Genomic DNA, 18,642 nt, shown 5'->3' on the forward strand with positions numbered 1-18,642 from the left:
TTACGCTACTGCCGCCTTTTGATTCATCAGAGAGACCAGGCACAACTGGTCCGACGGGTTACGAAAATGACAACGCCCAAAATAGACACGAACGAAGTGCTGGTGGATTGCCAGTCCGTCTGGAAAATCTTCGGTAAGAACGCACCTGCGGCGATGGATGCCGTCGTCAAGCAGGGGCTGACCAAGACTCAAATCCTGCAGAACTACGGCTGCGTGGTCGGGGTATCCGACGTCAATCTCCAGGTTCGACGTGGAGAAATCTTTTGCATCATGGGCTTGTCCGGCAGCGGCAAATCTACACTGATCAGGCTTCTCAACAAACTCATCACGCCGAGTGCGGGCAAGGTCCTCGTCAAGGGCAAGGATCTGTCGTCCCTCACTGCTGCGCAACTGCGGGAAGTCAGGGCGCGTCATATCGGCATGGTTTTTCAAAGCGTGGCTTTGTTGCCTAACCGGACGGTCCTGGAAAACACCGCCTTCGGCCTGGAAGTGCAGGGCGTGGGCAAGGCCGAGCGCTACAAGGTGGCCGAACAGGCATTGGCCAAGGTGGGTTTGAGCGACTGGACGTCCCGCTATCCGAGCGAGTTGTCCGGTGGCATGCAACAACGGGTCGGGCTGGCGCGTGCGATCACCGCCGATCCGGAAGTGATTCTGATGGACGAACCTTTCAGTGCCCTTGATCCATTGATTCGTCGGCAGTTGCAGGATGAGTTCCGCCAACTGACCAAGGAACTGGGCAAGTCCGCTGTATTCATTACTCACGACCTGGAGGAGGCCATCCGCATCGGGGATCGCATCGCGATCATGAAGGATGGTGTGATCATCCAGGTCGGTACCGCCGAGGAGATCGTCCTCAACCCGGCTGACGACTACGTCGCCGAATTCGTGGCGGGGATTTCCAGGCTGCACCTGGTCAAGGCCCAGTCGGTCATGACGCCGGTCGAGGTGTATCAGGCGGCGAACCCCGGATGTGATATCGCAAGGTTCGCCAAAACCACGGTCGACGCGGATATCGACGCACTCATCGGCTTGACGGTGAAATCCGATCGCGACGCACTCGCGGTGGTCGATAACGGCGTGGTGGTGGGGATCGTCACGATCCGTGATCTGCTGCGCGGCGTCCAGGGTATTGCGAATGACTTCGCAACGTCGACTGTCACGGAGCTGGAGGCGTCGACATGAGCACGCCAGACTTTTCCGCCCAGTTCGATTCGACTGTCGATGCCAGCCTGGAATGGCTATCGGATCACGGCGAATTCCTGTTCGATGCGGCCAATGGGTTGCTGACGGGTGTTTACCACGCCGTGCAGTGGTGCGTGGCCTATCCGCCGTATTATGTCGTCGCAGGCATCCTGGCCCTGATGGGTTGGCGCATGGTCGGCATCCGGTTTGCAATTCTCACCGGGCTGGCGTTGCTGTTCTGCGACGTCATCGGTTTGTGGCCGGAGACGGTCAGTACGCTGGCCTTGGTGCTGGCAGCGACCGTGTTGGCGTTGGTCGTGGCCATTCCGTTGGGCGTACTCACAGGCCTGGCACCGTCCATCGATCGCGTCGTGGACCCTTGCCTGGACCTGGTGCAAACCCTGCCGCCCTACATCTATCTGCTGCCGGCCATTGCCTTGCTCGGCTATGGCCCGGCCACCGCGCTGCTGGCGACGTTCATCGTCGCGGTGCCACCGGCCATGCGCTTGACCTCCCTGGGGATTCGCATGACGCCCCGGGAGTTCATCGAGTTGGGAGACGCCAGCGGCGTCACCGGTTGGCAGATGTTCTTCAAGATCCGCTTGCCCTTCGCCATGCCGAGCATCATGGCCGGGGTCAATCAGAGCCTGATGATGGCGTTCGGCATGGTCGTCATTGCCGGCATCGTCGGATCCGGCGGCCTGGGTGAAGCCATTTATGGTGCCGTCCGCACGTTGGATATCGCCAAGTCGATCAACGCCGCCATTGCCATCGTCATCCTGACCATGATCCTGGATCGATTGGCGCAAAGCGCTGCGCGATCCCGGATGGGAGATTCCCAATGACCACGCAAATCCAGTTTTCTCCAGGTGAATTCCTGGCCCCCGGCGTGGACTGGCTGAACGCCAATCTTCACGGTTTTTTCAAAGGGATCAGCCAGGTCATCGAAGCGGTCCTGGGCGCCGTGGAGGGCGTGCTGCTGGCCCCCAACCCCTACGTGCTGATCGGCATTGTCGTCGCCCTGGCATTCTTTTTCACCAACAAGAAAGTGGCGTTGTTTGCCGCCGCGATGTTGGCGTTCTGCCTGTTCTCGGGACTCTGGGTTGCCTCCATGCAGACCATTGCACTGGTTTCCGTGGCGGTGTTGATCTCGGTGGCGATTGCCTTCCCGCTGGGTGTGCTGGCGGCACGGGTGAAGCGGGTTGATGAGGCGTTCCTGCCGATCCTCAACATCATGCAGACCGTTCCGCCTTGGGTTTACCTGATCCCTGCGGTCATGCTGTTCAGTCTCGGACGCGTGCCCGCGATCATCGCGACGATCGTCTACGGCATCCCGCCGATGCTCCGGTTGACCACGCTGGCCTTCAAGCAACTGCCCAAAGACCTGTTGGAACTGGGCCAGGCCATTGGTGCATCCCCGAGGTCGATCCTGTTCAAGATCGAACTGCCGACAGCGGCTCCCACGCTGCTGGTCGGGTTGAACCAATGCATCCTGCTGTCCCTCGCCATGGTGGTGTTGGCGGGCCTGGTGGGGGCGGGTGGCCTGGGGGCGGAAGTGACTCGCGGCCTTACCCGGATGGAGATGGGGCTCGGGTTGCGAGCCGGCCTGGCAATCGTCGCCGTGGCGCTGTTGCTGGACCGACTGTCCCGTGGCGCGTTGCAGCGTCATTCCCCACGCACGCTCTGAGAGAGTCGCCCCGATGAGACGTAGCTTTTTTTGTGTCGACTCCCATGCCTGCGGGAATCCGGTTCGGGTGGTGACGGGCGGCGGGCCTCTGTTGCCGTCCGTATCGATGGCGGAGCGCCGTGAGATCTTCGTGCGTGAGCATGACTGGGTGCGCACGGCGTTGATGTTCGAGCCCAGGGGCCACGACATCATGTCCGGCGTCATCATCTATCCGTCTTCGCGCGATGATTGCGATTTCGGGGCGTTATTCATCGAAGTCAGCGGCTGTCTGCCCATGTGCGGCGCGGGCACCATCGGCTTGTCGACCGTCGTGATCGAAGAGGGGCTGGTCACACCACGCGAGCCCGGCAAGTTGGCCATCGAGACACCCGCCGGTCGCGTGGATGTCGACTACACCCTCAATGGCGAATTTGTCGACGCCATCCGCCTGTTCAACGTGGCCAGCTATCTGCACAGCGCCGACGTGCGGGTCGAGGTGCCGGGGGTTGGCGAGCTCGTCGTGGACATTGCCTACGGTGGCAATTTCTACGCGGTGGTCGAACCGCAGGCGAACTGGGCCGGCCTGACGGGCATGACGACGGCGGACATCGTTGGCATGAGCCAGAAACTGCGCGCGGCCCTGGCGCATGTATCCGTTCCTGTGCACCCCGAGAACAGCAGGATCGAAGGTGTTCACCATGTGATCTGGTGCGACGACGGACAGGGCACCGCAGCCGATGGGCGCGGTGCGGTGTTCTATGGCGACAAGGCGATCGACCGGTCTCCGGGTGGCACCGGTACGTCGGCGCGCATGGCCCAACTGTTCGCCAAGGGGCGGCTGAAGGTGGGCGACACGTTCCGCAATGAAAGCCTGATCGGAACCATCTTCGAGGGTCGCGTCGAAGCATCGGTCAGCGTCGGGCCGTTTGAAGGCATCAGGCCGAGCATTGGAGGCTGGGCGCAGATCACCGGGCACAACACGATCTTTGTCGATGACAAGGATCCGTTGCGTCACGGTTTCCAGCTCGCTTGACCCGCAACACACCCGACATCGTATTCGTCACGTAGAAGAGTAGGCAGAAATTGATCGAACGACGCCAATTTAGCGGAGGCATGAAAGGCAAGAATTTCCGCTATCTGAATGAAAACCCCGACAAGATGAGCCGGATGGTGCGCGTGGGGTTTCTGCTGCTCGAACATTTCTCGCTGCCGGCATTCACTCAGGCCCTGGATACGATTGTCACGGCGAACCTGTTGCGCCCCAAGCTGTTCTCATCGCGGACTTTCGGTCTGAGCGAAGGGGAGGTCATCAGCGATCTGGGCCTGGTCATCCGGCCGGACACCCGTATCGATTGCTCGCTGATCAAGGACCTGGATCTGCTGGTCATCTGTGGTGGCTACCGGACGGAACTGAAGGCATCGGAAGAACTGGTCCATCTGCTCAGGACCGCCGCCGAGCTGGAGATCGGCCTGGCCGGCTTGTGGAATGGCGCGTGGTTCCTGGGGCGCGCCGGGCTGCTGGACGGCTACCGGTGCGCCATTCATCCCGAACACCGGCCCGCGCTTGCGGAATTCTGCAAGGCGACGCAGGTCAGCAGCGAGCCTTATGTGATCGATCGGGACCGCCTTACCGCGTCCAGTCCCTCCGGGGCTTTCCACATGGCACTGGACTGGATCAAGGGGCTTCACGACAAAGCGCTGGTCGAGGGGATCGAGGACATCCTGTCATTCGAAGAGTCACGCTACCGGCGCATCAAGCCGACTGAAAATGTCTGCCTGAGTGCACCGCTGCGCGAGGTGGTGAAGTTGATGGACGCCAACCTCGAGGAGCCTTTGGAACTGGAGCAACTGGCCGTCTATGCCGGCCGGTCACGGCGTCAACTGGAGCGGCTGTTCAAGGAGCAATTGGGAACGACGCCACAACGGTATTACATGGAACTGCGTATCACCGAAGCACGCAGGCTTCTGCAACATACCGAGTTGTCCCAGGTCGAGGTCCTGGTGGCGTGTGGTTTCGTTTCCCCGAGCCACTTCAGCAAGTGCTACAGCTCTTATTTTGGTTATCGCCCGTCAAAGGAGGTCAGGCTGGTCAAGTAGATCACCTGGCAGGTCGTTTCCGAACCGATTGATGGCGCATTTGGACATTCGCTTGAACGAAGCGCAAAGCCCCGATTTATCGGAGGTTCAACGCTTCCTGAGGACGTCCGATGGAACGCAGAATTATGTGTATTTCAATTGTAGACACAATGTATTTTGTTGTTTTATAGTCGGATTACAGGTAGTAGACCTAGCTCACTCAACGGGTACGAAGGTTTCTATGAAGGTTGTCAATCAAGCTGGCCAGCCAGTCGCCGCAGAAGCGCCAATCGATCGCAAGGCTGTGTTGGGCGATGCATTGCGTCGGCGCATCCTGAGCATGGAGCTGGCACCGGGTGCGGTGGTCGACGAGCTGGCCTTGTGCGAGGAGTTCGGCCTGTCCCGTCCCCCCGTGCGCGAACTGATGCGGCAGATGGCGGCCGAAGGTTATATCGAGCTGGAAGCCAATCGGGCGGCGCGTGTGTCGTCCATGAACTACCAGTCGCTGCGCAGCTTCTTTCTCGCCGCGCCGCTGATCTACTGCGCCACCACCCAGCTCGCCGCCACGCACGCGACATCCGCGGAAATCGCCGAGCTCAAGCGTATCCAGCGACTGTTTCGCGAGGCCATTGAACAGAAGCACGTCGAGAACCGGGTGCTTTACAACGATGAGTTTCACCTGCAGATCGGGCGGATGGCCCATAACCCTTATTTGATGCCGAGCTTGCAACGCTTGCTGATCGATCATGCGCGCCTGGGCAAGATTTTCTATCGCCATCCCACCACTGTGGATATGCAGGCCGATCTGGAAATCGCCGCCCAACAGCATGACGAGATGATTGCCGCGATTGAAAGCCACGAAGTTGCGTTGGCGGGCGATATCGCTCGTGCGCACATGGAATTGTCCCGTCGCCGGATGTCCGAATATGCGGCACCGGAAGGGCTGGATGTAACACTGACGTATTGACACGCAGGACCCTGGTTGCATCGGCGCTGCTATCGAGCCGCGCCGAAAGGGGAGGTTCAGACTAACAACTACAAGAGTCCAGGTCGTATAAATGCTAACAGTCACCAACACGCCGGCAGACGACTCAAGTTGCGGCTGGTTTCATCTCAGCAAGCCTCGCGTGGCTCGGCCATCGCACTCCGGCACTCGCACCGCCCGCTGGGTGGTATTGGGCGCAGGCTTTACCGGGTTGGCCGCGGCACGTCAGCTGGCGCTGAATTTTCCGGACGATGAGATTGTCCTGGTCGAGGCGCAGGAAGTGGGTTTCGGCTCTTCGGGACGTAATGCCGGATTCGCCATCGATCTGCCGCACGATATCGGTGCCGCCGACTACATCGGTGATATCGCCACGGCCAGGATCAGCCTTGAGTTGAACCTCACCGGCCAGAACATCCTCAAGGGACTGGTCGAGCAACATGGGATCGATTGCCAGTTGCGTGAGTGTGGCAAGTATCAGGCCGCGATTGAAGATCGGGGTATCGCGGTGCTCGATGCCTATCGCAGTGGCCTGGACAAACTGGGCCAGGAATACCAGATGATCGACCAGCAGGACTTGCCGGGTCATATCGGTACTCGCTTCTATCGCAAGGCACTGTTCACGCCCGGCACGGCGCTGATTCAACCGGCTGCGCTGGTAAAAGGCCTGGCCGATAGCCTGCCTTCCAATGTGACGTTGTATGAAAATACCCCGATCACTGAGGTTGAATACGGCGACAAAACCGTTCTCAGCCACAAACTGGGGCGCATCATCGCCGACAAGCTGGTGCTGACCAACAACGCCTTCGCCATGAGCTTCGGTTTTCTCAAGGGGCGGATGCTGCCGATTTTCACCTATGCCAGCCTGACCCGGCCATTGAGCAGCGCCGAGCAGGCACGCCTGGGTGGCAAACCCTACTGGGGTGTCATTCCCGCCGATCCTTTCGGCACGACCTTGCGTCGCACCGTCGACAATCGTCTGCTGGTGCGCAACAGTTTCAGTTTCAATACCGATGGGCGCGCGAACCCTAAATACCTGCAGCGGTTCATCAAGCGCCACAAGGAATCCTTCGCCCGGCGATTCCCGATGCTCCCCGAGGTCGACTTTCAATACACCTGGGGCGGTTCCCTGGCCATGTCACGTAATCACGAGGCGCATTTCGGGCCGCTTTCCGACAATGTCTATGGCGCGCTCTGCTGCAATGGCCTGGGTATCACCCGCGGCACGGTAACCGGAACGTTGCTGGCCGACTGGCTGGCAGGCAAGACAAATCCACTCATTGATTTCCTGCTCAACTCCCCGGGCCCGAGCCGGAATCCGCCTGAGCCGTTTCTATCGGCGGGCGTCAACATGAATCTGTTGTGGGGACAAACTCGCGCCGGCAAGGAAAGTTAGTTCGCAACATTGGTAAATGGAAAAGCTTGATTCAAACGATCGGTTGAAGAATGTGAGCCCTGTTGGCATGCCCAGCCAGGTTGAGCTTTTTTGATCGAGACGGCTTTGTTTCGCCCGGATTTCAGGTGGCTACTGTCTGCTGAAGTACCGAGGCGAGCGCAGGAGATAATAATGACAAGTCCTAATACATCGATTGAAGATATACCGCTTAACAACTTTCACCGGTTATTGACGGTTCGCTCTGGTGGTGGCTCGTTTGTTGACGGGTATGTACTCAGTATCATCGGCATCGCCATGTTGCAGATTACTGACGCGTTGAGTCTGAGTGAATTCTGGCAAGGCATGGTTGCCGCCTCGGCGTTGATCGGGGTGTTCTTTGGCGGCTTCATCGGTGGTTGGTTGACCGATCGGCTGGGCCGCAAGAAGGTCTATTTCGTCGGCCCGTCGCTGTTCATCCTCTGTTCGCTGGCGCAGTTATGGGTCGAATCGGCCCCCGTACTGTTCGCGCTGCGCTTCGCCATTGGCATGGCGGTGGGTATCGAATACCCGGTTGCCACCTCGTTGCTGGTGGAGTTCCTGCCAAAGAGGCAGCGCGGCCCGCGTCTCGCGGCACTGACCATCCTCTGGTTTGCCGGTGCGGCGTTTGCCTACATGGTTGGCAATGCCATCCTCAATGTCGGCGGTGATGAGGCCTGGCGCTATGTATTGGCCAGCGCCGCAATCATTGGCCTCGCGCTGTTTATCCTGAGGATGGGCACGCCCGAATCGGCACGCTGGTTGTTGAGCAAGGGCAGGGCCGTCGAGGCGGAAGCGGTGATCAAGCGTGTATACGGCGCGGGCTACTCGCTGCGCGATCTGCCGGAGGAAAACGACCAGAAGAAAATGTCGTTCAGTGATCTGCTGCACTCCGGTTATGGCAAGCGCATGTTCTTTGTCTCGGTGTTCTGGACCTGCTCGATCATCCCGGTATTCGCCGTTTACGCATTCGCTCCGACGGTGCTGCAGGCTCTGAATCTGAAAGGGCAATGGGCTGCTTACGGCTCGATCGCGATTACCTTCCTCTTTGTGATCGGCTGCATCGCTGCCACGCGCCTGATCAACACGATGGGCCGGCGGAGCATGCTGATCCATAGCTTCCTCTGGTCGGGCGTGGCCTTGCTGCTGTTGGCCCGGTTCTCTTCCGGCAATGAACTGGTGGTGCTGGCGCTTTTTGGTGCCTACGCATTGTTCATTGGCGGCGCGCAGGTGCTTCAACTGGTGTATCCAAACGAAATCTTTCCCACGGAAATCCGCACCTTCGCCATGGGCATCGGCACCTCGCTGTCCCGTGTCGGCGCGGCCGTCGGCACGTACCTGGTACCTGTGTCGCTGCACACCCTGGGTATCGGCGCGACCATGTACATCGCCGCGGCGGTGACCTTCATCGGTCTGGCGACTGCCTGGGCACTCGCACCTGAAACCCGTTCATTGAGCCTGCGCGACGCCGCGGCTTTGAGTCACTGATTTATCCAACCTGGATGTCCTCCGACCGCTGGTGGTGGACGTTGAGTCGGGGAGCACTCCCCTCATTGATGAAGAGGCAATCATGAAATTCGAAGGCATCTACACCCCGGCAATCACTCCGTTGACCACTGCTGGTGAAATTGACCAGGCTGCGTTCGCTGACGTGCTCGAGTACCTGATCGAGTCGAAGGTCCACGGCATCATCATTGGCGGCTCCACCGGCGAGTATTACGCCCATACACCCCAAGAGCGAATCGAGTTGGCGGCCAAGGCCAAGGATGTCATCGGCAACCGTACCGCACTGATCATCGGTACCGGTGCGATCCGCACCGAAGACTCCGTGGAATATGCCAAGGGCGCTCGCGCCATCAAGGCGGACGCCATCCTGGTCGGTTCGCCGCCGTACGCGCTGCCCACCCAACAGGAAAACGCCGCGCACGCGCTGACGGTCGATCGCGCTGCCGACTTGCCGATCATGCTCTACAACTACCCGGGTCGCATGAGCGTGAGCATGGGGACCGAGTACTTCGAGCTGGTGTCGAAGTCCAGGAACGTCATGGCGATCAAGGAAAGCTCGGGCGATATGGCGCAGGTGCATAACCTGTCGCGCAATTTCCCCAACATTGCCTTGTCCTGCGGTTGGGACGACCAGGCCCTGGAGTTCTTTGCCTGGGGCGCGCGTAGCTGGGTCTGCGCCGGTTCCAACTTCATCCCGCGTGAACATGTGGCCCTGTATGAAGCCTGCGTGATCGAGAAAGACTTCGACAAGGGTCGCAAGATCATGAGCGCCATGATGCCGCTGATGGATTTCCTCGAGGGCGGCAAGTTCGTCCAGTCGATCAAGGCCGGTTGCGAACTGAACGGCCTGCGTACCGGCAGCGTCCGTTCGCCGCTGCAACCCCTTTACGAAAATGAAAAACACGACCTCAAGACCATCATCACCACCCTGAAAAGTGAAGTGGCCGACATCATCGGGAGCAGCAAATGAGCGATTTACTGAGCGCCGCCGAATATTGCGCTATTGCCGCAAAACTGACGCTGCCGACGCAGTCGTTCGTGGACGGCAAGTTCTACACGTCGGTGTCGGGCAAGACCTTCACCACCACCAACCCTGCCACCGACGAAGTCCTCGCCGAAATCACCGCGTGTAATAGCGAGGATGTCGATTACGCCGTGGCCAAGGCCAACGAAGCCTTCAACGATGGCCGCTGGCACAAGCTGAGCCCCGGCGCACGCAAGAAGGTGCTGCTGCGTTTTGCCGACCTGCTGGAACAGAACGCCGTCGAGCTGTCGGTGATGGAAAGCCTGGACAGCGGCAAACCGATTCGCGAATGCCAGCTGACCGACATTCCCGAAGCCATCCACATGATCCGCTGGCACGCCGAGCTGATCGACAAGATCTACGACAATACCGCGCCTACCGGTGCGGGGGCGTTGACCCTGGTGGTGCGCGAGGCGATTGGCGTGGTCGGCCTGGTCCTGCCGTGGAACTTCCCACTGCTGATGCTGGCCTGGAAAATCGGCCCGTCCCTGGCGGCAGGCTGTTCAATCGTGGTCAAGCCGGCCAAGGAAACCACCCTGACCGCGCTGCGGGTCGCCGAGCTGGCTTCCCAGGCGGGCATTCCGGACGGCGTGTTCAACGTGCTGTCGGGCGGTGGTCGTGAGGTTGGCGAGCCACTGGGTCGTCATATGGACGTGACCATGGTCAGCTTCACCGGATCGACCGATACCGGCCGTCTCTTCCTCAAGTATGCCGCCGATTCCAACCTCAAGCGGATCGTCCTGGAGTGCGGTGGCAAGAACCCGGCCGTGGTCATGAACGACGTCGGCGATCTCGACCTGGTGGCCGGGCACGTCGTCAATGGTTCGTTCTGGAACATGGGGGAAAACTGCTCGGCCTCCTCGCGCCTGATCGTGCATGCCGACATCAAGGACGAATTGCTCAAGCGCATCGGGGTGCAGTTGCAGGAATGGAAGATGGGCAGCCCGCTGGACCCGGAGAACCGCCTGGGTTCGATGGTCAGCAAGGCGCATTTCGAGAAGGTCCGTTCGTACCTGGTAAAAGCCGGAAGCGAAAACCTGCGCGTGGTGTTCGGCGGGAACACCGAGGCCGACATCTACGTACAGCCTACGGTGGTGGATGGCGTCGGTGCCGACAGCGTGCTGTTCCAGGAAGAAATCTTCGGCCCGGTGCTGGCGGTCACCACGTTCAATACGCTGGAAGAAGCGATCGCCCTGGCCAACGATTCGGTCTACGGCCTGGCGGCTTCGGTCTACACCGACAATCTGCGCAATGCCATCAAACTGTCGCGGGAAATCCGCGCCGGCATCGTCACCGTCAACTGCTTCGGCGAAGGCGACGCGTCTACACCGTTTGGCGGTTACAAGGAGTCGGGCTTTGGTGGGCGTGACAAGTCCATCTGGGCTCACGACCAGTACACCGAGATCAAGACGATCTGGATCGATGTGTCCGAGGGCTGATCAATAGCTGATAAAAAAACCACTCGAGCGAGTGGTTTTTTTATGCCTGCCCCTTATTCGGAACCGCCCTTTACCTGATCACTGATAAGCCGGGCCAGTATCCGAACCGGCTCGGTGAAGGTCTGCCCAGGCCTGTGCACCAGTCCGATATCGCGATGGAACGTATGTTGCCCCAGGTCAAGCGCGCGTATCCCTTCTGGCCACTCCCGATGGGACACGGTCTGCGGCACGAGCGCTACACCCACGCCATTTTCCACCAGCTTGATGATGGCCTCCAGTTCATCCAGCTCACAGACTTCACGCGGGGTGAAATGCATCTGCCGCAGGAAACGATCGACCTGCCTGCCACCGAAGGACGATCGGTCGTACCGGATGAAGGGTTGGCTGGAAAGCAGTGTTGACCAGTCTTCTCCCGGAACATCGCGGGGAACGATCAGGCGATAGGGCTCAAGGGCCAAGGTTGTCCAGCGCAGATCGCTCTGGAGAGAGAAGGGCGGGCGGATGATGACTGCCATGTCGATTTCGCCGGCATCCACCAGGTTGACCAGTTCCATCGACAAGCCGGGGATTACCCGTGTCCGGCACTGCGGGCATTGTTGGTGGAAGCGGGCGAGGGCGTCGGGCAGATAGGAGCGCTGGACCGAAGCGATAGCGCCGATATTGACCAGGGTGCTGGCCGCAAGTCCCACACTGGCGGAGCCCAGGTTGTCGTAAAGGCGCAGCAGCTCTTGCGCTTGCTGGAGTGTCTGGTGACCCATCCGGTTGAGGTGGGCCGAGCGGCCTTTTCTGTCGAAAATCTCGAAGCCGAGCTCTGCCTCCAGACGCTGCATCTGGGCACTGACCGCGGCCTGGGTGAGGCCGACCCTGTTCCCGGCAGCAGCGAACGTACCTTCCCGGGCGACGGCGATAAGGGTCTTGAGTTCTTTGATCATTCACAAATATTAGTTGTGCTTCTGAAAAATATATATTGATTTTTCTTGATGATTTTCCGGCTTACGCTCCACGTTCACCTACACATATCAGTATTGGAGTGCCGATGAGCCTTTCGCCTTTCCACCTCGCAATTCCCGTCTACGACCTGGCCGCAGCACGCACCTTTTATGGTGAAGTCTTTGGCCTGGAAGAGGGGCGTTCCAGCAACCAGTGGGTCGACTTCAATTTCTATGGTCACCAACTGGTCATTCACGAGCATCCAAAAACAGCTTCGCAAGCGGACGTTCACAGCAACCCGGTCGACGGACACGACGTGCCCGTCCCGCATTTCGGCATCGTCCTGGACTGGGACGAGTGGGAGGCGCTGGCTGAGCGCTTGAAATCCTTTGGCATTGAATTTGTGATCGAACCGTACATTCGTTTCAAAGGGCAGGTGGGCGAGCAGGCCACCATGTTCCTGTTTGACCCGTGCGGTAACGCTCTGGAGTTCAAGGCGTTCAAGGATATGAGCCAACTCTTCGCCAAATAATCAGCCTTTGCCGGGTGTTGATAAGCCTGTGAAACAGCAGGCGCCAATAGTTTGGCGTCCGTCCGTCTGTTTTATATTGGATCCAATAAAATCGCTTGTTGTTAACAAAATATTGACGATATCATTTGGCCACGCGAATGCAGTCGCTTGCCGTTATACGAGCCCGAATGCTTCCTACCCGCGCAGTGAAGGGCTTATGAATCGGACAAATGATATTGCCAACCTGATGAGCAGGTTCGGAGAAAGCGCGGGCAGTTATATCGAGATGGAAAATTCCTTTGATTACAAGGAATTGCCCGAAGCTCCGCTATTTTCTTCGGTATCTGTCATTCCCCCGGAAACGGATAAATCGACAGCGGCTGTGCTTGCTGAGTCGGTCGATATCCCGGACCCGCTGCCTGCGACGATGGCGAAGACCGTTCATCCGCTGGAGCGACGCATCGAGCCGGTGCTGGATGACTTGCCTGAAACCGCGCCGACCGGCGATGCGCTATCCGTACCTGTATCAGCCCCCGCCAATGCGGGTTCCCTGCGCTCACTGCTGGCTGAAGTCGCGCTTGAGCGCCAGGCCGAGGCACGAGCACAGAATGCCGAGGCGCTACGCCGATCGATCCCGAACGGCCCGGCGGCGGTCACCCCGGCCCGGGTCATTGCGGTGGTTTCGCCAAAAGGCGGCGTAGGCAAAAGTACGCTCTGCGCGGCGCTGGCCGGCGCGCTGGGTGCCAAGGGACGCCGGCTGGCCATTGATCTGGATCCGCAAAACGCTTTGCAGTATCACCTGGGTGTCAGCCCGGATGTCGCCGGTATGGCCAGCGCAAGCCTGACCGGCGAGTGCTGGAACGGCTTGCTGCTCAATGGTCTCGGCGCAACGCGGGTGCTGCCGTTCGGCCTGGTCTGCGGGCAGGAGCGCCGCGCACTCGAGCGTTTCCTCGAGGATGACGCCCATTGGCTGGCACGGCAGTTGGCGCGCATGGACCTGACGGCCGACGATGTGGTGATTCTCGATACGCCCCCTGGCCGCACCCTGTATCTGGAGCAGGTGCTCGATGTCGCCGATCAGGTGATTGTCGTCATCACGCCGGACGCGGCTTCGTTCATGACCCTGGACCCGATCGATCGTTTGCTCGAAGGGCCTGCCAATCAGGCTTGGCAACGTGACTGTCACTATGTGGTCAACCAGTTCGATGCCTCGCGCACGTTCTGCCAGGACATGCTGGAAGTGTTCAAGCGCCGCTTCGGCAAACAGCTAATCGGTGTCCTGCCGCTCGATCACGCGATCAGCGAAGGCCTCGCCTTTGGCGTCAACCCATTACTGGAAGACGAACACTCATCGGCGCGCCAGGAAGTCCTGGCCATTGCCGATGCGCTGAAGTCGCCTGTCCGGACCTCTGCATTGGCAGGTAGTCGCGCATCATGAGCCAGCCCCACCAGCAAGATGAAGCTCCCGGCCGCCTGCAGCACTGGGCGCAAACCGTTGCAGACGGGTTTGAAGGCCTTTCCCAAGGTGTTCGTCGCGCCGTACAGATCAGTATCCTGCTGCTCTCGGCGCTTTTGGCGCTGTTCATTATCACGGTGCCGTTCGATCTCTATTCACAATGCTATTTCGCCGCCGGCTGTTTTGTCGTCGCGCTGATTCTGCGCAAGCAATCCGGCCGGTTCCCGGTGGTGCTGCTGATCGGCCTGTCGCTGACGGCTTCGCTGCGCTACATGTACTGGCGGATCACCTCGACCCTGGGCTTCGACGATTGGCTCGACATCCTGTTCGGTTATGGCCTGCTGGCGGCTGAGCTGTACGCGTTGGTCGTGCTGATCTTCGGTTACCTGCAAACCGCCTGGCCGCTGCGGCGCCAACCGGTGCTGTTGAGCACGCCGCCGTCCGAATGGCCGGTGGTGGACGTGTTCATTCCGACGTACAACGAAGCGCTGGATATCGTGAAGGTGACGATCTTCGCCGCCCAGGCGATCGACTGGCCGAAAGACAAGCTGCGCGTGCATGTGCTGGACGATGGACGTCGTGAAGATTTCCGAATCTTTTGCGACAGCATCGGCGTGAACTATCTGGCCCGTGACAACAATCGTCACGCCAAGGCCGGTAACCTCAATGAAGCGCTGAAAGTCACTGAGGGTGAGTTCGTCGCGATCTTCGATGCCGACCACGTGCCGACCCGTTCTTTCCTGCAAATCTGCATCGGCTGGTTCGCCAAGGATGCAAACCTGGCGATGTTGCAGACGCCGCACTTCTTTTTCTCGCCGGACCCGTTCGAGAAGAACCTCAATACGTTCCGCTCCGTGCCGAACGAAGGCGAGCTGTTCTATGGCCTGGTCCAGGACGGCAACGACTTGTGGAATGCCACGTTCTTCTGCGGTTCCTGCGCCGTGATGCGCCGTACCGCGCTGATGGAAGTGGGCGGCGTCGCGGTGGAAACCGTGACCGAGGACGCTCACACCGCCCTGAAGATGAACCGCGCCGGCTACAACACCGCCTACCTGGCCATTCCCCAGGCAGCAGGCCTGGCTACCGAAAGCCTGTCGCGCCACATCAGCCAGCGTATTCGCTGGGCGCGGGGCATGGCGCAGATTTTCCGTACCGACAACCCGTTGGTGGGCCGCGGCCTGAAACTGGGGCAGCGGCTGTGCTACCTCAACGCCATGTTGCACTTCTTCTACGGTCTGCCGCGCCTGGCCTTCCTGACGGCGCCACTGGCCTATCTGTTCTTCGGGGCGCAGATTTTCCATGCCTCGGCGTTGATGATCACCGCCTACGTGCTGCCGCACATCCTGCACGCCAGCCTGACCAACTCGCGGATCCAGGGGCGTTTCCGGCACTCGTTCTGGAACGAGGTCTACGAGACGGTACTGGCCTGGTACATCATGGGCCCGGTGCTCATGGCCCTGGTGAACCCCAAGTTCGGCGGTTTCAACGTGACCGACAAGGGCGGGATCATCGACCAGAAGTTTTTCGAGTGGAAACTGGCGCGTCCCTACATCGTGCTGTTGACCCTCAACGTCGCGGGTATTGCCTTCGGCCTCTGGCAGTTGTTCCAGGGCGAGGAGGGCGCGATGACCACGATCCTCATCAACATGGCCTGGACGCTCTACAACGTCGTCATTACCAGTGCATCGGTGGCGGTGGCCAGTGAAACGCGCCAGGTCCGCAGCGAGCCGCGGGTTGCCGCCGAACTGCCGGTACGCATTGAGCTGGCGGATGGGCGCACGTTTGACGGCATCACCCAGGACTTCTCGCAGAAGGGGCTTGGTTTCCGCCTGCCGGAAGGTGTGGAAATCGCCCAGGGCGAGCGCCTGCGCATGACCTTGTTCCGCAACCACCAGGCCAGCGTGTTCCCCGGGACGGTGATGTTCAGTCGCGGTGGTCTGCTGGGCGCCCAGTTCGACCGTTTGAGCCTGCGCCAGCAAAGCGAGCTGGTGCGCCTGACCTTCTCCCGCGCGGACACCTGGGCGTCGAACTGGGGCAGCCGACAAGTGGACACCCCCTTGGCTGCATTGCGCGACGTCGCGTTCATCGGCATGGGCGGTATCTACGAACTGCTCAAGGCAACGCTCGCTGAGCTGCAAAAATTTCTCTCTGCCCGTCGACCGTCTTCCCAACCACTCGAAAACCTTATGGACAAGCAATGAGCGCTAAGCATTTTTCAGGCATTTTGGCTTCAACGTTGCTGGCTTTGAGTGGTGGTGCGGTATTCGCCGATACCGCGCCGGCGGACGCAGGCAATGGCTACAACCTGACCCTCAAGCAGTTGGGGCGCGCCTATCCGATGAACCTGCACGGGGTTGAAGCGACCGACAGCGTCAACTTTGACGTGCGTGCCGATCAGGTGGTGACCGGCGCTCATCTGACGCTGCAATACAGTTACTCGCCGGCGCTGCTGCCCGATCTGTCCCAGATCAACATCATGGTCAACGATGAAGTGGCGGCGAGTGTGCCGCTGCCCAAGGAAAACGCCGGCACGCTGCAGAAGCAGACGGTGGAGATCCCGCCGCAGTTGATCACCGAGTTCAATCGCCTGAGCGTGCAGTTCATCGGCCACTACACCATGACCTGTGAGGATCCCCAGCATTCAAGCCTGTGGGCCAAGGTCAGCAATGACTCTTTGCTGCAGATCCAGACCTCGCCGCTGGCGTTGCCGAACGATCTCTCGCTGATGCCCGTGCCATTCTTTGATCGACGCGATGCCCGCCCGCTGGATCTGCCGTTCATCTTCAGCGCCGCGCCGGACAACGGCACCCTAGAGGCCGCGGGTGCGCTGTCGTCCTGGTTCGGGGCCCTGGCGAGCTATCGCGGGGCGACCTTCCGCGCCCAGCTCAATACGCTGCCCGCCCAGGGCAACGGTGTGATTTTGCTCAGCGGCGACGCGGCTGCTCAGGTGGGTGGGCTGTCGATTCCGGCGCCGAAGGGGCCGACCCTGAGCATCCTGAGCAATCCGAACGACGCCAACGGCAAGTTGCTGGTGGTGGCGGGCCGCAACAGCGAAGAGCTCAAACGGGCCGCCATCGCGTTGTCGGTCGGCGGCCAGGCGCTGTCGGGCAGTTCGGTGGTCATCAATAAGCTCGATGTCCTCACGCCGCGCAAGCCATACGATGCACCGAACTGGCTGCCCACCGACCGTCCGGTCAAGCTGGGTGAGCTGATCGCGAGCAAACAACTGAATGTGTCCGGGTACAACCCGGGCGACATCACCGTACCGCTGAACTTCCCGCCGGATCTGTTCAACTGGCACCAGGATGGCGCACCGCTGAACCTGAAGTATCGCTATACGCCGCAGCCAAAATCGGTCAATTCGTCGTTCATCGTCAGCTTCAACGATGGCTTGATCAAGTCCGAGACCCTGCCTTCGGTGGAGCGTCTGGACAAGAGTCTGTTGAGCGCGATCAAGGACGAGACCCTGGTGCGCGACATGCGCGTGTTGCTGCCGCTCAATGCCGTGGCACTGAAGTCGCGCCTGCAACTGCGCTACATGTATGACTACATCAAGGAAGGCGAATGCCGCGACATCATCATCGACAACATGCGCGGCAGCATCGACCCTGAGTCGACGCTGGACCTGACCGATTACGACCATTTCATGGCCATGCCCAACCTGGGTGTGTTCAAGGACGCCGGCTTCCCGTTCACCCGTATGGCTGACCTGTCGCAGACCGCCGTGGTGCTGCCGGATCACGCCGGCACGGGTGACGTGAGCGCTTACCTGACCGTACTGGGTCGCTTCGGTGACTCCACCGGTTATCCCGCCACCGGCGTGACGGTCATCCAGGCGGCACAGGCCCCGACCGTTGCCGACAAGGACCTGCTGGTGATGGCGTCCGGCGACAACCAGCCTTTGCTGACCCAGTGGGCGGATCGTTTGCCGGCGGCCGGTACCGGTCAGCAGCAACGTTTCGAAGTGTCTGACCTGACGTTGCGGATTCAGGACTGGCTCAGCTCCGATCCTGAAGCGAACCTGCGCAAGAGCCGCCTGGCCATGGCGTTCTCCGGCGGCCAGCCAAGCACTTACCTGACCGGCTTCGAATCGCCGCTCAAGACTGGGCGCAGTGTCGTGGTCGTTGCCGGCGGCGACGCTGTCGGTCTGGCCCAGGCCACTGAAGCATTGAGCCGCACGGACCAGGACGCCGGTGCCATTCAGGGCAGCCTGGTGGTCATCCGTGGCAAGGCCATCGAGCCGCTGGTGGCTGACGAGCAGTATTTCGTCGGCAGCCTGTCGCCGATCAAGTACGTGCAGTGGCTGATGTCGCGTCATGTGGGCTGGACGTTGTTGATGACTGCACTGGGCGTGCTGTTGCTGAGCGGCCTGGCCTATCTGGGGCTGCGTTCCAAAGCCAGGAAACGGCTGAGTGTCTGAGCGCGACGATGAGATTTTATCGATGAACGTGCGTCGCAC

The 18,642-nt window shown here is 60.1% G+C and carries 15 protein-coding genes; 14 read left to right on the top strand and 1 reads right to left on the bottom strand.

The annotated features are described in order from the left end of the window. Nucleotides 1–66: 66 nt before the first annotated feature. The 10 genes from LOY67_RS12205 to LOY67_RS12250 all read left to right on the top strand — a co-directional run bounded on the left by LOY67_RS12205 (nucleotide 67) and on the right by LOY67_RS12250 (nucleotide 11,286). The gene (locus LOY67_RS12205) at nucleotides 67–1,182 is read left to right on the top strand and encodes a quaternary amine ABC transporter ATP-binding protein (protein WP_265067408.1); all 1,116 of its coding nucleotides are present in this window, start codon (nucleotides 67–69) and stop codon (nucleotides 1,180–1,182) included. Continuing rightward, nucleotides 1,179–2,027 (top strand): ABC transporter permease, encoded by an 849-nt coding sequence (locus tag LOY67_RS12210; protein WP_265067409.1) that lies wholly within the window; start codon nucleotides 1,179–1,181, stop codon nucleotides 2,025–2,027. Before LOY67_RS12205 ends, LOY67_RS12210 begins: the two co-directional genes overlap by 4 nt. After that, nucleotides 2,024–2,869, top strand: a complete 846-nt coding sequence (locus tag LOY67_RS12215) for an ABC transporter permease (RefSeq protein ID WP_265067410.1) — start codon at nucleotides 2,024–2,026, stop codon at nucleotides 2,867–2,869. The genes LOY67_RS12210 and LOY67_RS12215 overlap by 4 nt, the downstream gene beginning before the upstream one ends. A 13-nt stretch (nucleotides 2,870–2,882) precedes the next feature. Continuing rightward, nucleotides 2,883–3,881 carry a 4-hydroxyproline epimerase gene (locus tag LOY67_RS12220; protein ID WP_265067411.1) on the top strand — a complete coding sequence of 333 codons (999 nt, stop codon included), beginning with the start codon at nucleotides 2,883–2,885 and terminating at the stop codon, nucleotides 3,879–3,881. A gap of 80 nt (nucleotides 3,882–3,961) precedes the next feature. Continuing rightward, nucleotides 3,962–4,945: a GlxA family transcriptional regulator gene (locus LOY67_RS12225; RefSeq protein ID WP_265067412.1), complete on the top strand. Its 984-nt coding sequence runs from the start codon at nucleotides 3,962–3,964 to the stop codon at nucleotides 4,943–4,945. A 220-nt stretch (nucleotides 4,946–5,165) separates the two neighbouring features. Then, the gene (locus LOY67_RS12230; RefSeq protein ID WP_265067413.1) at nucleotides 5,166–5,891 is read left to right on the top strand and encodes a GntR family transcriptional regulator; all 726 of its coding nucleotides are present in this window, start codon (nucleotides 5,166–5,168) and stop codon (nucleotides 5,889–5,891) included. Between the two features lie 91 nt (nucleotides 5,892–5,982). Further along, a complete protein-coding gene (locus tag LOY67_RS12235; protein WP_265067414.1) occupies nucleotides 5,983–7,302 on the top strand; it encodes an NAD(P)/FAD-dependent oxidoreductase in 1,320 nt (439 codons plus the stop codon). Nucleotides 7,303–7,473: 171 nt separating this feature from the next. Then, nucleotides 7,474–8,805, top strand: coding sequence for an MFS transporter (locus LOY67_RS12240; RefSeq protein ID WP_265067415.1), 1,332 nt, complete (start codon nucleotides 7,474–7,476; stop codon nucleotides 8,803–8,805). An 82-nt stretch (nucleotides 8,806–8,887) separates the two neighbouring features. Beyond that, nucleotides 8,888–9,793, top strand: a complete 906-nt coding sequence (locus tag LOY67_RS12245; RefSeq protein WP_265067416.1) for a dihydrodipicolinate synthase family protein — start codon at nucleotides 8,888–8,890, stop codon at nucleotides 9,791–9,793. After that, entirely contained in the window at nucleotides 9,790–11,286 is a 1,497-nt protein-coding gene (locus LOY67_RS12250; RefSeq protein ID WP_265067417.1) for an aldehyde dehydrogenase, read from the top strand. The genes LOY67_RS12245 and LOY67_RS12250 overlap by 4 nt, the downstream gene beginning before the upstream one ends. A gap of 53 nt (nucleotides 11,287–11,339) precedes the next feature. On the opposite strand, the gene LOY67_RS12255 is transcribed toward LOY67_RS12250, so the two are convergent. Then, nucleotides 11,340–12,218 (bottom strand): LysR substrate-binding domain-containing protein, encoded by an 879-nt coding sequence (locus LOY67_RS12255; protein ID WP_265067418.1) that lies wholly within the window; start codon nucleotides 12,216–12,218, stop codon nucleotides 11,340–11,342. Between the two features lie 104 nt (nucleotides 12,219–12,322). Here LOY67_RS12255 and LOY67_RS12260 point away from each other — a divergent pair, with 104 nt between their 5' ends. The 4 genes from LOY67_RS12260 (at nucleotide 12,323) to bcsB (ending at nucleotide 18,603) form a co-directional block, all read left to right on the top strand. Beyond that, complete coding sequence (locus LOY67_RS12260) at nucleotides 12,323–12,748, top strand: VOC family protein (RefSeq protein ID WP_265067419.1); 426 nt, start codon at nucleotides 12,323–12,325, stop codon at nucleotides 12,746–12,748. Between the two features lie 361 nt (nucleotides 12,749–13,109). Next, a complete protein-coding gene (gene bcsQ, locus LOY67_RS12265) occupies nucleotides 13,110–14,165 on the top strand; it encodes a cellulose biosynthesis protein BcsQ (RefSeq protein ID WP_265067420.1) in 1,056 nt (351 codons plus the stop codon). Beyond that, nucleotides 14,162–16,384: a UDP-forming cellulose synthase catalytic subunit gene (bcsA, locus tag LOY67_RS12270; RefSeq protein ID WP_265067421.1), complete on the top strand. Its 2,223-nt coding sequence runs from the start codon at nucleotides 14,162–14,164 to the stop codon at nucleotides 16,382–16,384. The genes bcsQ and bcsA overlap by 4 nt, the downstream gene beginning before the upstream one ends. After that, nucleotides 16,381–18,603, top strand: coding sequence for a cellulose biosynthesis cyclic di-GMP-binding regulatory protein BcsB (gene bcsB, locus LOY67_RS12275; RefSeq protein ID WP_265067422.1), 2,223 nt, complete (start codon nucleotides 16,381–16,383; stop codon nucleotides 18,601–18,603). The genes bcsA and bcsB overlap by 4 nt, the downstream gene beginning before the upstream one ends. Nucleotides 18,604–18,642: the final 39 nt, after the last annotated feature.

Source organism: Pseudomonas sp. B21-056 (assembly GCF_026016325.1).
Classification (GTDB): Bacteria; Pseudomonadota; Gammaproteobacteria; order Pseudomonadales; family Pseudomonadaceae; genus Aquipseudomonas.